Genomic DNA, 15,745 nt, shown 5'->3' on the forward strand with positions numbered 1-15,745 from the left:
TTTACCAGCATTTCTTGACATATGAAAATCGCAAATCAGGTGCGTATCACTAAGGCAATGCGTTTGTCAAGTATTTTTAGAACAACTCTTAGCCCGATCGCCCTTTTGACTATTTTACTCTGCGCCAGTACCGTTTCTGCATCCCAAGTGAGGGCTGGGGGACTTTTAATTCAGCAGGAATTGCCCCAGCAGCAACTCAAAGACGAAATTCGCGATCGAGTTCAAGAAGAAGTGGACATTGCTTTTGGGCGCACGGCAGTAATGCTGAATGGGTTGGTAATTGCCTTAACTTTGTTTCCGACAGCAGCCGGAGTCATTGTTTGGTTTTTGTTGGGCAAATTGTCCAAGCAGACAACAATTGCTCGCCAAGAAATCGAAAGTCTCCACTACGATACCATCTCTCAATTAAAACTATTAATTTCCGATGCTGAAAGTATCTTAGGTGAAATTCAACACCAAAGTCACCCAGCCGATGCAGACACAGATTTGTTATTCCCGGATGCTCAACTTCAAGAATTTGCTCCGGTTAACTACGGCAATTATCAACAGTTATTGACGGCGGCCGACTATTCAAAACAGGGAGATGCTTGTTTCTTTGAAAACCGCTATGAAGATGCGATCGCAGCTTACAATCAAGCACTGCAAATTCAGCCGGATTTAGCGGATACTTGGAACAATCGGGGAGTTGTGCTGACTCGAATGCAGCGGTATCCAGAGGCGATCGCCTCCTACGAACAAGCTACCACACTTCGCCCGACCTATCCCGATGCTTGGAACAACCGAGGTGTGGTATTGTTGGAGTTGCAGAAGTACCCGGAGGCGATCGGCTGTTACGAACAAGCCATCCAAGCTAAACCCGATTACGCCGACGCTTGGAACAACCGAGGCGTTGCCTTTTCCAAAATGCAGGAGTACGAACAAGCAGTAATTTCGTACAATCAAGCTCTACAAGTCAAAAAAGATTATACTGACGCTTGGAACAATCGAGGCGTGGCACTGTCCAAATTGCAAAAGTACGAAGCGGCGATCGAGTCCTACGACAATGCTGCTAAAATTCGACCTGACTTTTACAGAATATGGTACAATAAATCCCGATGTTATGCGCTCCAAGGTAAAATAGATTTAGCAATTGAAAATTTAAAGCGCGCCCTGAATCTCAATCCGAATTTGTGTAAAGAGTTGGCAAAAACTGAAGCTGATTTAGAGAATATTCGCGAACACGATACCTTTAAGCAGTTGATCGGTTAATAATTGTAATTGTCTAAAAAAAGGTACGTTGTTGCGCTTGGGCGCTAAATCCGGCGCCCAAGCGCAACAACGTACCTAAACTATTGCAACTACAAATATTTCTGCAATAGCAAACCCATTTTCTCCTTAGTTGCAGGAGGTACTTTGTCCAGTGGAGTCAGAATTGCATATTTCAAAGCGGAATGTGCGTCAGAAACGGGGGGATTTTCTGTTAGTCTGCGGACTGTTTCTTGAATTACTTTTTGGGCATTTTCGGCATTGCGGTGCAAGTTAGCGATTACCATTTCTACAGTTACGCTATCGTGTTCTTCATGCCAGCAGTCATAATCGGTAACTAATGCTAAAGTTGCGTAGGCAATCTCTGCTTCTCTGGCTAATTTTGCTTCCGGCAAATTTGTCATCCCGATGACTGTCGCATCCCAACTGCGGTAAAGATTTGATTCTGCTTTGGTGGAAAATGCGGGGCCTTCCATGCAGACGTAGGTGCCGCCGCGATGCAGGGAAACGTCTGCGAGGTTCAAGGATTCGATCGCACTTACCAACACTTTAGCCAATTCGCCGCAAATCGGATCGCCGAAGGTGATGTGACCGACTATTCCTTCTCCGAAAAATGTAGAAGCTCGATTTTTTGTGCGATCGATAAACTGATCTGGCACTACCATATCTAAAGGTTTGGCCTCTGTTTTCAGGGAACCAACCGCCGACGCTGAGATTAAATACTCAACTCCCAAACTCTTCATGGCATAAATATTTGCCCGATACGGCACTTCCGAGGGCAAAAAACTGTGATTGCGGCCGTGTCTGGCCATAAATGCAACGGGCGTACCGTCTAAGGTTCCCACAATGGCTGCATCAGATGGCGCGCCAAAAGGTGTATCAATTTTTACCTCTTCAACATCCTTGAGGGCCTCCATTTTATACAAACCGCTGCCGCCGATAATGCCGATTTTTGCCTGTGCCATTTTACCCTCTGCCTCAGTTTTACAACATTGATTCTATCGAGCTATTGTTAAGTTTGCGTTAAAATAATTTAATTTTTATAGCGATTGCAATCGTTTATACACTGTTTTGTCACAAGATATGTATGATCTTAATCACAATGTATCTTTACAAAATCTTTAAAAATAAAGGTACAGGGTTCTGTTATCTATTTTCAGGGTGTTAAAAAAATGACAGTCAGTTCTGCTAGCGTACCTAAAATCGCGATCGAGGCGATCGTCCAACGAATCTTTGCTTTCCGCCAAATTACGCCTCTCGACAGGCGGCTGCTGAAGTCTGCAATGCTTTCGACAAACCGTCTCAACGAAAAGGATCGGTGTCAGATTAACCGAGTGCATCAGGGCATCCAAGATGGATTGATTCTGGTTGTGGAATAGATAGATCCCTTAAAAGGATGCTTCAGTCTGTATCTGCTGGCTCTTGTTGCGGGTGATAATCTGATTTTGGCGATCGAATTTTGAAACAAAAAATAAGATAATCTCGGATAGTTTCATTTGTCCGCAGCTAGAAAGGGCGATCGTTTTTTTTACAGTCTGACTGGCTGCGGATGTCCAGGATTCGGCATTAACTATTACAAGTTAAAATTCAGCAGCCAAAAGTGTTTGTAGGGTGTGTCGCCATGAATAATCCCTAAAAAAGATTCAAAATCTCGTAGCGACGCACCGACAAGATTTGAGGAAACAACCTCGGTTTTGCTCGGCACCACAAAATTTGTGCTTAGCAAATTTTTTTCATGCTTGTAAGCTCTACTTCACAAAGGTACGTTGTTGCGCTTCAGCGCTATACGCGAATATTAGGAAAGAGCGCAAAAATTGCAACAACGTACCTAGCAACACAATAAATGTTTGGTTTGTCGATCGTACCATTGCGATCGGGTGCGTCGCTCCCTTGATTGTCGGTAGGTAGCTAGAGATTGTGTGCGGCGACACACCCTACGATTACTACCGAAAGGACAAATGCACAAAGGTACGTTGTTGCGCTTCAGCGCTATACGCGAATATTAGGAAAGAGCGCAAAAATTGCAACAACGTACCTAGCAACACAATAAATGTTTGGTTTGTCGATCGTACCATTGCGATCGGGTGCGTCGCTCCCTTGATTGTCGGTAGGTAGCTAGAGATTGTGTGCGGCGACACACCCTACGATTACTACCGAAAGGACAAATGCACAAAGGTACGTTGTTGCGCTTCAGCGCTATACGCGAATATTAGGAAAGAGCGCAAAAATTGCAACAACGTACCTAGCAACACAATAAATGTTTGGTTTGTCGATCGTACCATTGCGATCGGGTGCGTCGCTCCCTTGATTGTCGGTAGGTAGCTAGAGATTGTGCGCGGCGACACACCCAAAGAGGGCTGAAGCCCAACAACGTACCTTAAAGATTTAGGATTACTATTATTAATTAAAATTCAGCAGCCAAAACCCTGTATAAGTCATGCCGCTATCATCGGGCTGGACTAAGAGGAAATGCAATCCTTTACTCGATTGTTTGCGCTGTTGGTAAGTTTCGGCGGCGGCTTTTACTTCGCTATCTTCAAAGGTGGCGACAACCCATCTATCGGCTAATCCAGCTTCCAAAATCAATCCGTCGGGAGCTCCGGCGATATAGTTCAAGGCGAAGGGTTTGGCTTCCTGAAGCCATCTAGCTAAGCGCATTGACTGTCGCCCGCCGTCAATTACTACTCCGGGGACGGGTACTGTTGAGGCTAAACCCAAGTTCAGGGGTAATAGCAATTCGGGCATTTCTAAGATGGGGATGGGACGCCCTTGGAAGGCTTCTAGGATGTCGCCGGCGGGTAGGGATGCAAAACGCCAGCCATCGCCCCAGAGATTTTCGGGTAGGGGGATGGGTGGTGGTGTCTCAAGGTCGATCGCCCGATAAGCTTCATTAGTATAATTAGGCAGACTGGAATATTCTTGGGCGCGTTGTTGCAGCAGGGTTTTCAGGGCGGCGGTGCGCCGAGTTGCTTCTACTTTGACGCCCAAAACTTTGCCCGCAGCTTCGATTAAGCTGAGAGACTGAGGTCTAAATACTTGGATTGTGTCGGGCAATTTCTGGGTTTGAGCTTGTTGGAATTGGGCGGCTAGCCAATGGGAGTTGGCTTCCGACTGGCGACAAAGGGCGCTAAATTGAAATGTTTGTGTCGAGTCACAGATGAGGAGTTCCCACAATGGTTTGCCGGTTTCGTCTCGGAGAGGGCGGCGGTAGAAATCGGCTTGCCAAATACGCATGGGAGTTATAAAAATCAAGTCAAGTTGACTCGATTATTTTAATCTGGTTTGGATTGGCGATCGGGATTTTGCGGTTTTCTCGCCGGGGCTTACGTTTTACCGTCGTTTCAATCCCCGATCGGGATTTATTGGTTTTCCCGCTTGCCCCGAAATTCCTAGAGAATGGCTACCATCTTCCGTTTCAATCCCTGATAGGGATTTATGGGTTTTCCGGTTTTTGGTGTCGGCGGTGTGGTACGAAAGGCGGAGTTTCAATCCCTAATAGGGATTTATGGGTTTTCCCGCGAGTAAGGAGCTGGCATCACTTAAGTGGAAGCCTGTGTTTCAATCCCTGATAGGGATTTATGGGTTTTCCCGCCATTCGAGAACCGTGGCATGGCCTACATGTATGTGTTTCAATCCCTGATAGGGATTTATTGGTTTCCCCGCGCTTACGAGCCGGAAGGTGTCATTGCGTGGCAAGTGTTTCAATCCCCGATCGGAATTTATTGGTTTCCCCGCTGTGGGCTGGGAATTAAAGCCCCTATGATCCGCCGCCGTTTCAATCCCCGAGCGGGATTTATGGGTTTCCCCGCAGCGGGTGTTTCAAACGCTTACAGCATCAATCCTATCCTGAGACCGATCGCACAAAAGCTATCTTGACACTCCCCGATCTTAAGGTACGGAGATTCTTAAGACATTTCGATCTTAATATCCCGCACAAGCGTGCGGGTTCTTGGGCGCAATCCTTTTGCCTTAAAAGGTGGGCTGCTATCCTTGTCTTACAACAAGCTCCTCAAGCGTTTAGGGATTTAAAAAAATCCCTGGTTTCGCGGAGTCCCCGCGTACCATGAACAAAGCTCTATCTTTATGTTGTTTGTAATTGACTTTAATTACGATTTTTCTTCGCTTTGCAGCAAGATACTTAATCCTTAAAATCTACTTTAAGAGTAGAATTGATTGGCACCAAAGTCAAGACTATGTTACATTAGTTAATGACGGGAAAAGCCGTCCTATAAGGACGGGGTTTTAGACCCAAGTTTTTGATAAACCATCAACCTCTATCATCCTCGCCGCATCATGAACCCTGCCCTCACACAATTTGGCACTCAAATGTCCCAACTCACAGGAGTTCGGGCAATTATGAAAGATATTATTGAAACACTCAGGGCCGGCCACGGGCAGGAATTTATCAACTTAAGCGCCGGAAACCCCGTGATATTGCCGCAAGTCGAGCAGTTGTGGCGCGATTGCACAGCGGAACTTTTATCGAGCCCCGAATACGGCGAAGTTGTTTGTCGCTACGGTTCCAGCCAAGGTTATCAGCCGTTTATCGATGCAGTTTTGGCCGATTTTAACCAGCGTTACAATCTCAATTTGACCGATCGCAACATCTTAATTACTCCGGGAAGTCAATCAATTTACTTCTACGCAGCCAACGCTTTCGGAGGCTACACCGCACCACTCGCCGACACTTCCGATCCGAAATCTCAAATCCGCAACCTAAAGTCGATCGTCCTTCCGTTAAGTCCAGACTACACCGGTTACGGCGGCGTGAGCCTAATTCCCGAAGCAGTCATCGCCTGCAAACCCACCCTAGATATTGATGCAGCCGCCCACAGATTCAAATATCGCCCGGATTTCAGTCAACTTTCGATCGATGAAACCAGCGGTTGCGTCATCTTTTCCCGTCCCTGCAACCCCACGGGAAACGTCCTCACCGACGACGAAGTGCAGAAAATAGCAGATTTAGCAGCCGCTTTCGACGTGCCGGTGTTAGTCGATTCCGCCTACGGGCCTCCTTTCCCCGCCTTGAACTTTACTGAAATGAAGCCGATTTTCGGCGGCAATATCGTCCACTGCATGAGTTTGTCGAAGGCCGGATTGCCGGGTGAAAGAATCGGAATTGCGATCGGCGATGAAGGAATCATTAAAACCTTAGAATCTTTTCAGACCAATATGTGCATTCACTCGCCGAGATACGGACAGGCGATCGCAACTAGGGCCATTAAGTCCGGCGCCCTAGCTGACATTTCTCTCAACGTAATTCGCCCGTACTATCAAAGCAAATTTGCAGTTGTTGAAAGCACTTTAGAACACGCAATGCCGAAGGATTTGCCCTGGTTCTTGCATCGAGGCGAAGGAGCAATCTTTGCGTGGTTGTGGCTCAAAGATTTGCCAATGACTGATTGGGAAATGTATCAAGAATTGAAAAAAGTCGGGGTAATAGTTGTGCCGGGAAGTTCTTTTTTCCCCGGTTTGCGGGAAGATTGGCAGCACAAGCACGAGTGTTTGCGGATTAGTTTGACTGCGACAAATGATGAGATTGAAACTGCGATGAAACGTTTGGCTCAACTGGTGGAAAAGGTTTATCAATCTTAATTTGTTTTTATTAGCGGACTGAAGTCCGCACTACGAACCTTTTGAATCGGAATGATTTAACCACAGAGGGCGCAGAGGACACAGAGAGAGAAGAAAGAAAAGAGAGATTAATACAGGATGATGAAAAGTAGATTTGATATTGAACCAGAAGCGCCTTCTTCCTTCTTCCTTCTTCCTTCTTCCTTCTTCCTTCTTCCTTCTTCCTTCTTCACTCTTCCCTCTTCGATCGACTAGAATTTAATCAATATAATTAGAGGCACGGTAGTTATGGCAGTGCAATTAATCAAAAGATTACTCACTGTGGAAGAATATCATTTAATGGGTAAAGCTGGTATTTTTTCCCAGGGCGATCGCGTAGAATTGATTGAAGGAGAACTTGTACAAATGGCAGCCATTGGAACTCGCCACGCCGGATGTGTCAACCGCCTCAACAGACTCTCGGCTGAAATTCCCGAAACAAGAGCGATTGTTGCTATCCAAAATCCTGTTCAGTTGAGCGATCGCACTGAACCTCAACCTGATGTAGTATTTCTACAACCCCGTGCTGATTATTATTCAGCGGCACATCCTACACCATCAGAAGTTTTTCTGTTGGTAGAAGTCTCTGACAGTACGGTGGATTGCGATCGAGATGTGAAAGTTCCCATTTACGCGCGATCGCAAATTGCAGAGGTTTGGCTGGTAGATTTAGAAGCACAATGCTTGGAAGTATACCGCCAGCCCACACCCAACGGTTACAGTTTAATCCAAAAGTTTTGGCGCGGCCAACAAGTTTCGCCTCTAGCATTTCCTGATTGGGAAGTCAATGTCGATTTCATACTCGGATAGTTGCGGTTTTTTCAGGAGTCGTAAAGTTTTTTACCCCACCCCAACCCTCCCCTTATTAAGGGGAGGGAGTAAGAAATGTACAAATGATATCCAATCCGGTAGTATCGGAATTATATAGTGCGAGCGTCCCCGCTCGCGTATTGTACAATACGCGAGCGGGGACGCTCGCACTCAAAGAAAAAATGCTTTTTCCAAAAATGAGATGCTCCCTGATTTAGGATTGCTATAGTTGCAGAAAATATCCCCAATTCCCCAAACTAAACCACCCGATAAACAAAACTTAAAGTCGCCCAAACATTCACATCCAAAGCTAAATCATCCGTTGATATCCCCAGTTTCTGCACGCCCGGAATACTAGCCGCGTGCAAATCTTCCAACACCGCCCGCGCCACATTTAAAGGATTCAACAACATCACTGGCAAAGTATCCCTTGTTTGCTGCATTTCCGCTGCTATTGCAGCTAAAGTGCGATCGAACGATTTCTCACTAACTATAATCAAAGTCTCCGCCAAACCTAAAGCCCCAGACACGGCTAAGCCCAAAGCCCCAGCCACCGGGACACTCAAATTATCCCCAGGGGCGATCGCCATTGACATCGCACCAGCATTACTTTCAGGCTGATAATTCATCGCCAACAACCTTCCGGCAGTATCCGAGGAAAACACCGCAGCATAAACCGGGCGATCGCTCTCGTTATATAATCTGTACTGAACTCGGCTGCCCGTTGGCACACTTAGTATACCCAAGTTACTAGATTTCTCGCTTTCCGCGCTCAGGGGCTCGAAGCGATAATCATCACTCGCCCGCACCGACTCCCGCTGCACCATCACCCGGGCTTGCGGCGCCAGAGTTGCTAAAACCCCCCGCACCTTCAGCCGCGAAGATGTCTCGTTGACAGTCAGGCGCAGCAACTTCGCCGCCTGCAATGCTTTCAACTGCGGAATCAACCGCTGCACCGCCACTTTAACCGCTTCTCCCCCGTCGCCCTGAGTGTCGGGAATCGGCATTTGGCTGACAGAAAACAAACCGTAGCGCCCTTGATACAAAGCAGGCTCGTAAGCCCCAGGAGTCTGAGCGACAACGGTTTCCGGGACTCTCCCAAACCGAAAGTCGGCAGGTTGCTCGCTTCCTACGGCTGAAACTTGCGGCACTGTTGCGAAAGCACTGGTAGCATCCACCCGCTCGATTCTTTCCAAACCAGAGTCTAAAGCTACTGTTAAACCGATGTTTCGCGGCAATACCCGAATTTCTTCCCTCACTAAATCGCCGGCTGTTAATTGCCCTTGTGTACGATCGAGCTTATCTAATATTTGAGCTTTCGCAGACAAACCGGTGCGCGATCGCAGCAACAATCGTGAAGTATAGCTGCTATCCTCTAGGGAATCGCTGTCGATCGACTTAACCGACGAATCCACCGCAAACACCGAACCCTCGCAGCACTCCAAAACCCCCGCCGACAACCCGCCCAGCCACAACTGCACAGTTTTGCCGCCATCTTCCACCGCCGTCACAGCCCCATCAGCAGCAGCGGAATTTAACATTAAACTTGTGGCAAAATTCAGCGCCGGCGCGGTTGTTAAATTGTCACGGCGAATTTGCGGTTGCTGGGATAACCCCGCGATTTGCTCGACTGCGCCCGCCGCCCGACTAAAACTGACGCTGAAACTGCTAGCCGGAGTCGCTAACCACAGACTTTGGGTGAGGGCGTAGGTAAACAAACCCGCAGTAAATCCGTTCCACTCTTGTTCCCCGGCGATTTGGGAATTGGCCGCCGCACTCAGCAGAGCAAAACCGTTGTTTTTGCCAGACTGGATACCTTGGGCAAACGTTAATTCTGCGAGGCTTGGCTGCCCGATGGTGGGGCGCGGACGGGAACGGATGCGAAAGTTGCCGTTTTTGAGAAAACCTGGATAGGTGTGACTGGTGTCTAGGATGGCGATCGCATTTTCTGTGGCGAGCGATCGTACCAACTGCAACAGAGTTTCCTCTAAAATATCGTTGACCGATCCGTTTGGTAATAGCGGTACCACGTCATCGGCCGGCACCAAACTGTTTTGCATTTTTCCCGGAGAGTCCCCAAAACTAACTCGACTACCGCAGCCGCTAAAGTGAAAAACCACCACATCACCCGGTTTTGCTTGTTCCCTCAAATGAGTTACAAAAGCCGTCTCGATATTTTCCCTGGTAGCGCCAGCATCAGTCAAAGTCAGAATATCCGACGGCGCAAACCCGAACCGATATACCAGCAATTCACGCTGCAATTCCACATCCGTCACACAGCCGTGCAGCGGCGACTCTGAATATTGATCGATTCCCACCAACAAAGCCAATTTACGCGCTGTTGGCTGGGCCAAAGCTTCCAAGTAGCACGAGCCCAACCGCAACCATCCAGCCTCGCTGATTCCGATGGCGGCCAACACCCGGCCAGCTTGCTGCAAAAATTCCCGGCGCTTGAGTCCCATTTTTAAAGAGTTTTGAATTTTATGTTTTCAATTTCAAGTTAAATACCGCTCAATCCTCATCTTAAGGGATTTCAATTAGATTGGGATCCTTAATTCTTAAGATAATTTTTAAGTTTTAACTTTTGATTTTTGGGTACATCTGTGGGCAAGCAAATATGTGTGTAGGGGCGAAGCATGACCTCGGTCAATATGAGATTATTCAGTAATAACTTATATAGCAATCCTAAATCATTCATGAAGATTTGTAGGGCTAGTGGATGGTGCGTGCCTACCCCAGCACTATCCGGGCAACCACGGGGGGATTGCCCCTACAACAACAATTATGGAAATTATTTAGGATTGCTATATGCGGTCATGCTTAGCCCTCTTCAAAAATCAGATGCACCCTGAGTTTCAAGCTTAAATTTGACAATTTAAAACTCAAAACCCCAAACTCAAAACAATTCAGAATGCCACCAATACCAAAGTTCAAGACTTAAATCTCGTAACTGAAAATATTCATAGCCTTCGCTAATTCGGCGGCGACTTCGGGTCGAGAAAACTGCGGCGGCGGCAATTTTCCAGCGCGCAGCATCTCGCGCACTTTTGTACCTGACAAATGCACCCGTTGTTCCGGAGTGCTGGGACTTGTTTTAGTTGTACCCATTTGTTCCGTCACCTTGCAATAGAAAGCGTGCTCGAATTTCATCGGCACAATTCCCAATTCAGACGGCTCAAATTCGTCAAAAATGTGTTGGGCGTCGAAGGTGCCGTAATAATTGCCAACTCCAGCGTGATCGCGCCCGACAATAAAGTGAGTGCAGCCGTAGTTTTTGCGAATTAAAGCGTGAAAAATTGCTTCTCTGGGGCCGGCGTAGCGCATGGCCGCCGGATTAATTGCCAAAATTACGCGATCTTTTGGATAGTATTTATCTAGCAGAATTTCGTAGCAGCGCATCCGCACGTCAGCAGGGATATCATCATCTTTAGTTGTCCCGACTAACGGGTGCAAAAATAATCCGTCTACTGTTTCTAAGGCGCATTTTTGGATGTATTCGTGGGCCCGGTGGATGGGGTTTCGGGTTTGGAAACCAACTATGGTTTTCCATCCTTTTTCTTTGAACAGTATTCTGGATTTCGCCGGGTCAATTTGGTATTGCGGAAACCGCGCATCTAGTTCGCGTTCCAGCAGCCAAACTTCGCCTGCGAGGTTAACTGGCCCGGATTGGTCTACTACTTGGACGCCCGGGTGTTTGAGGTCGTCGGTACGGTAGACGTTGAGGGCTTCTTCTTCTTTGCTGTAGCGGTATTTTTCTGAGAGTTCCAAGATACCGGCAAATTCGCCAGCCGGGGAGTCGAGGCGGACTAGGTTGCCTTCGGTGAGGGTGTCGGCGACGGCCTCGCTGACGGAAAGGGTGATGGGAATCGACCACGGGAGACCGTTGGAGAGGCGCATTTCTTTGACTACCGATCGATAATCAGCTTCTCCCATGAACCCTTTGAGAGGACTCAGGGCGCCAATTGCGATCATTTGCAAGTCAGAGATCGATCGATCTGAAAGCTGGACTCGCGGCAGGGACTCTGCTTTGTCGAAAAATTCTTGTCTTTGGTCTAGTGTAGCAATGCGGTTGACCAGGATGCCGCCGTGAGGGGCAATGCGGTCTGAATGCTGGCTCATGTCTATTTGAAGTTGGTGGTTTTAGCTGCCAGAATACATAGTACCAAGCCCAGACAGTAAATCTACATTATTTTGTGAACGAACCTGACGGTCAACGGAGTACCGTTGGACCGCAGGCTTCTTTTTCCTTTTTTGCAAAGGCTTTTTTGAGTGACGGAGTTCCCCCGCCACTTTGATAACTCAGACCAACCTTTCTAATAAGTTTAGCTGAGTTTTCGTCTCGATCGAAAGATTCTCCGCACTGGCAAGAATGCCATCGGTCTGACAATTCTTTCGGCACTTTGTTGAGGCAATTCCAACAATACTGGGAAGTTCCTTTTGGATCGACGAACAAAACATTTTTACCCGATTTCCAAGCGACATACTTAAGAACACTAGCAAATTGACCGTGAGCAGCATCAAGCATTGATTTATTCAAGCCACTTTTAGCTGATTGGCCATTCGGCAAGTAAACTAAATTGCCATCCTCGATATCGGTTTTAGGTTTGGCACGTCTAGTTAGATTTTTGACACTCAAGTCTTCAACCACCAAAACATCGCATTTGCCAAACAGCTCATGTGCAACTTTGAATTGAAAGTCAAGTCTCGCCCTTGCTACAAATTGATGCAGCCTAGAAATCTTACTTTTAATAACTTGCCAAGGTTTAGAACCTTTAACTCTCGACGCTAGTTTCGCCTGAAGATGAGCTAATTTCTCCGCAGATTTCCTCAAAAATCTAGGATTTTCTACTCTTTCCCCATTGGAAAGATAGACGTAATTTGTTATCCCCAAGTCAATACCAAGAGTGTTTTTATCAGTCGGTTGAATTTCTGCAACCGTCACGGGAACCGCCTTGTCTTCGAGCGTCAGGGAGATGTACCACCCGTCTGCTTCTCTGACGACTGTCCCCGTCTTAACCGTGAATCCGGTTGGTATTGGACGATGGAATACCATCGGTACTTGACCTATTTTGGCTAGGTTCACACAAATTCTATTTTGCTCATCCTTGATGATATCTAAATTATGTAATTGCGGATAAGTGAAAGATTTGTAGTAGTGAAATCCTTTGAACTTAGGCTTACCTCTACGATTGCCATTTTTGTCAGGCGTGGTGAAATTTGAAAAGGAAGTTTCCACTCGGTTGACTACATCCTGCAAAACCTGAGAACTTAAAGCTTTGTAATCAGGGAATAGCTTTTTAGTATTTTTCAGGTCGGCTAACTGAATGGTTTGCCATTGTACATATCCACCTTCAATATTTGAGAAAATGTCCCCTTTTCTAGTGAAAGGATTGCCTGATTCATCTTTTTTTCTACCATCCCTAGTTTGCACCCTCCTTAAAGGAATATTTTGATAAATCTCTTCAACAGGAACTATAGAAGCAGTTAAGGGACAGGCATTGACGAATGTTCTCGTGGACTCCCACCATCTAAATCTTTCGCCGAGTCGGTAGTTGTATTGTCGGCGACAGAGTTCTAGATGATTTGAAATCGTTGCTAACTGGGCTTTTGTGGGTTTAAGGCGGTATTTGTACGTTAGTTGCATAGAAACTTCCTTTTTTCGACCTGACCACAATATATTTGGTGTATCCCAAAAACGCAACACCTACAATAGCAATTTGCCGACTGAAGTCCGCACTACGAACGGCATTAATCGATCGCACCCGATATCAAGTTTGCACGCTAAATTCTTCGGGTGCTATTCCCCAATTTACCCAGCTAATTGCTTCTTTCGCCGTTAGCACTTTTGGCGGCACTCGCAAAGCGTGAATGTGTCCCGTACTCGGACAAGTCATCTTCAACAAAAATATGGGTTCTATGTCAACATCATTCTCGATTTTCAACAAAGTATATTCTTGCCAAGTATCCAATTCTATTGCTTGCAATTCTTGACAAATCCTCGGATAGCCGATCGCCCCAATCAACACTCGCCGCACTTCCGCATTCTTTTCTCTTAGCAGCCATGAAGGCTCCCAAGACTCCGGCGCAACTTGACCGATGCTTTCGGGTAACAGCACGCCACGATAAGAGTATACCCTGAAGTTGTCAGCAAATTCGATCGCGGGCTGACATAAAGCGTGGAGCAAATATTCGCTGTCAAAATTAATTTTTTGCGGGCGATCGCACACCAAGCACTTTTTCTCAAACGGGTAAATCCAGCCGCAGTTTTCGACTAAGGATTTAAAGGCTGAGTACAAAGAGCGATCGCACTCCAATCCTAAGACCTCAATACAAAAATCTACCCAACTTCCGTGACAGGCGGAAAGTTCGGATAAGATCCAGTTATTATTATAGGTTATATTGACAAAAAATTGGTGAAATCTGCTGCCCAACTTCTTTGCTAATTTGGCATAAACTTCGTCTTTAATATGAATTTGGAATTGACTTATCAGTTGAGCGTACAGCGGGTTATAGAGTTGGCTGTAAATCTGATTTTCTAGTTTCCGGTTGAGCTGACTTCTGAGTGTATCGTACAATTCATTATGAATTTTGTCTCGAATTTCGCTACCAGTTTCCAAACCAGAATCGCGTATCCTTAGCCGTTCAAGAGCTTCCAAAGCTATGTAAGGGCTGTCACAGAAAATAATTTCCGGTTCGCCCAAGCCGATGATGTTGTAGGCGGTGTTGATAGCCGCTGTCGCGATCGCGCGATCGAGTGGTGCGATCGACAGTCCAATTTGCCGCCACTTTTCGCGATAGATGGGAGTTAGCGCTGCTTGTTCGGGAGTAAGTGCGATCGTTGGTAGATTCATATTATTTAATTTCCAGTCAAAAAATTAATTAAGTGCGATCGTTCCGCCTGCATCTGGTTTTTCCAAATATGTTTGTAGGGGCGAAGCATGACCGGAGTCAATATGGAATTATAACTAATAACTTATATGCGGTCATGCGAGAGCCCTCTTCTTCGCTTCATTCCTCAAAAATAGAGAAGGACTGAAGTCCTCACTACAAACCTATTTTAGGATAGTAATTATAGCGGTTCTCAAAAAAGTGAGGTATGCCTGCGATGCCTATGCCCTATGCCCTATGCCCCATGCCCCATGCCCCATGCCCCATGCCCCATGCCCCATGCCCCATGCCCCATGCTCCATGCGTACCTCATGTTAGTGAGAAAGGCTATAGATTATTTGTATAAATTAACAATTTTTTGCAAAACCCCTAAAATTACAGGAAGATTATCGAGATAATAAACATCATCATCAATAATTAAATTATTTCCTTTTAATTTAAGAAACCGCCAGACTACCCCCGAAGTTACACAGCCAAATACGGCAGGAATTGAATTTTGTTGGCGTTCGTTAAATAGCTGAGCCGCCACCATTTGTGCAGCACACTGCGGCAGACAAGATTCTATTTCTCCGCTTTTTGTTTCTCTAAGTGCAAAAAACGGAACTTTAATTTCAAAATTCAACGGTGTCCCAGACAGTATAAAGTCGCATTCTCCATGCAATCCCTGAGAAACATCTACATCAAATGCCCAACCGGAAAAAATAGAAAATTGTCTGTGATTTTTTTCTCTAAATTCTAACAATATAGGAGAAATAATCCGTTCCGAACGTTCTTTTGCTGTTGTTATAGCAGTGTTAGAACTAATTTCGAGAGCTCTCCAAAGCCATTGGGATGGTTCTAAAGGAATAATTTTGGCACTCAAAATTGGACTGAGTGACATCTCCAATCCAAACCGCTCTTGTAATTGTTGGAAAGTGAAGGTTCTGTAGGACATATTTATCAGATAACTCGTTCAACAGTTGACAGTTTGAGAGCGATCTCTAACTAGAAGGAAGAGGATTGGAGTAATGAATAGTATGATTTTAATTTTTCCCTCAAAGGAAGTGGATTTCAACCAAGTCTTTCTGGTGAAAATAAACATCACTTTGAGATAGAAATTGAGTTGAAAAATGATAAACTAGCTTAAATAGCAAGGGAGCATCTCATTTTTATAAAGAGCATTTTTTTATGTGAGTGCTGTCCCCCCTCG

At 46.1% G+C, this 15,745-nt stretch carries 12 protein-coding genes; 5 read left to right on the plus strand and 7 right to left on the minus strand.

Features of this window, described 5'->3' with window-relative positions; genetic code table 11:
* The first annotated feature begins 21 nt into the window (after positions 1 to 21).
* Positions 22 to 1,248, plus strand: a complete 1,227-nt coding sequence (locus QZW82_RS16290; RefSeq protein ID WP_293149899.1) for a tetratricopeptide repeat protein — start codon at positions 22 to 24, stop codon at positions 1,246 to 1,248.
* 89 nt (positions 1,249 to 1,337) lie between these two features.
* On the opposite strand, the gene QZW82_RS16295 is transcribed toward QZW82_RS16290, so the two are convergent.
* The gene (locus QZW82_RS16295) at positions 1,338 to 2,210 is read right to left on the minus strand and encodes an S-methyl-5'-thioadenosine phosphorylase (RefSeq protein WP_293149901.1); all 873 of its coding nucleotides are present in this window, start codon (positions 2,208 to 2,210) and stop codon (positions 1,338 to 1,340) included.
* A 207-nt stretch (positions 2,211 to 2,417) separates the two neighbouring features.
* Between QZW82_RS16295 and QZW82_RS16300 the strand changes: the two genes are divergently transcribed.
* Positions 2,418 to 2,624, plus strand: coding sequence for a hypothetical protein (locus QZW82_RS16300; protein ID WP_293149903.1), 207 nt, complete (start codon positions 2,418 to 2,420; stop codon positions 2,622 to 2,624).
* 1,021 nt (positions 2,625 to 3,645) lie between these two features.
* On the opposite strand, the gene QZW82_RS16305 is transcribed toward QZW82_RS16300, so the two are convergent.
* Complete coding sequence (locus QZW82_RS16305) at positions 3,646 to 4,479, minus strand: Tab2/Atab2 family RNA-binding protein (protein ID WP_293149905.1); 834 nt, start codon at positions 4,477 to 4,479, stop codon at positions 3,646 to 3,648.
* Positions 4,480 to 4,854: 375 nt separating this feature from the next.
* Here QZW82_RS16305 and QZW82_RS16310 point away from each other — a divergent pair, with 375 nt between their 5' ends.
* The 3 genes from QZW82_RS16310 to QZW82_RS16320 all read left to right on the plus strand — a co-directional run bounded on the left by QZW82_RS16310 (position 4,855) and on the right by QZW82_RS16320 (position 7,668).
* Entirely contained in the window at positions 4,855 to 5,121 is a 267-nt protein-coding gene (locus QZW82_RS16310; protein WP_293149907.1) for a hypothetical protein, read from the plus strand.
* A gap of 417 nt (positions 5,122 to 5,538) precedes the next feature.
* Positions 5,539 to 6,840 (plus strand): valine--pyruvate transaminase, encoded by a 1,302-nt coding sequence (locus QZW82_RS16315; protein ID WP_293149909.1) that lies wholly within the window; start codon positions 5,539 to 5,541, stop codon positions 6,838 to 6,840.
* Positions 6,841 to 7,107: 267 nt separating this feature from the next.
* Entirely contained in the window at positions 7,108 to 7,668 is a 561-nt protein-coding gene (locus QZW82_RS16320) for a Uma2 family endonuclease (RefSeq protein ID WP_293149911.1), read from the plus strand.
* 257 nt (positions 7,669 to 7,925) lie between these two features.
* Here QZW82_RS16320 and QZW82_RS16325 read toward each other — a convergent pair whose 3' ends face one another.
* From QZW82_RS16325 to QZW82_RS16345, 5 genes are all read right to left on the minus strand, one after another.
* A complete protein-coding gene (locus tag QZW82_RS16325; protein WP_293149913.1) occupies positions 7,926 to 10,130 on the minus strand; it encodes a caspase family protein in 2,205 nt (734 codons plus the stop codon).
* Between the two features lie 475 nt (positions 10,131 to 10,605).
* Positions 10,606 to 11,787: a sulfate adenylyltransferase gene (gene sat, locus QZW82_RS16330; RefSeq protein ID WP_293149915.1), complete on the minus strand. Its 1,182-nt coding sequence runs from the start codon at positions 11,785 to 11,787 to the stop codon at positions 10,606 to 10,608.
* Positions 11,788 to 11,878: 91 nt separating this feature from the next.
* Complete coding sequence (locus QZW82_RS16335) at positions 11,879 to 13,312, minus strand: transposase (RefSeq protein WP_293149917.1); 1,434 nt, start codon at positions 13,310 to 13,312, stop codon at positions 11,879 to 11,881.
* A gap of 124 nt (positions 13,313 to 13,436) precedes the next feature.
* A complete protein-coding gene (locus QZW82_RS16340) occupies positions 13,437 to 14,519 on the minus strand; it encodes a DUF6745 domain-containing protein (RefSeq protein WP_293149919.1) in 1,083 nt (360 codons plus the stop codon).
* A gap of 371 nt (positions 14,520 to 14,890) precedes the next feature.
* Complete coding sequence (locus QZW82_RS16345) at positions 14,891 to 15,418, minus strand: hypothetical protein (protein WP_293149921.1); 528 nt, start codon at positions 15,416 to 15,418, stop codon at positions 14,891 to 14,893.
* Positions 15,419 to 15,745: the final 327 nt, after the last annotated feature.

This window comes from Microcoleus sp. bin48.metabat.b7b8b9.023 (genome assembly GCF_013299185.1).
In the GTDB taxonomy this organism is placed as follows: Bacteria; Cyanobacteriota; Cyanobacteriia; order Cyanobacteriales; family Microcoleaceae; genus Microcoleus.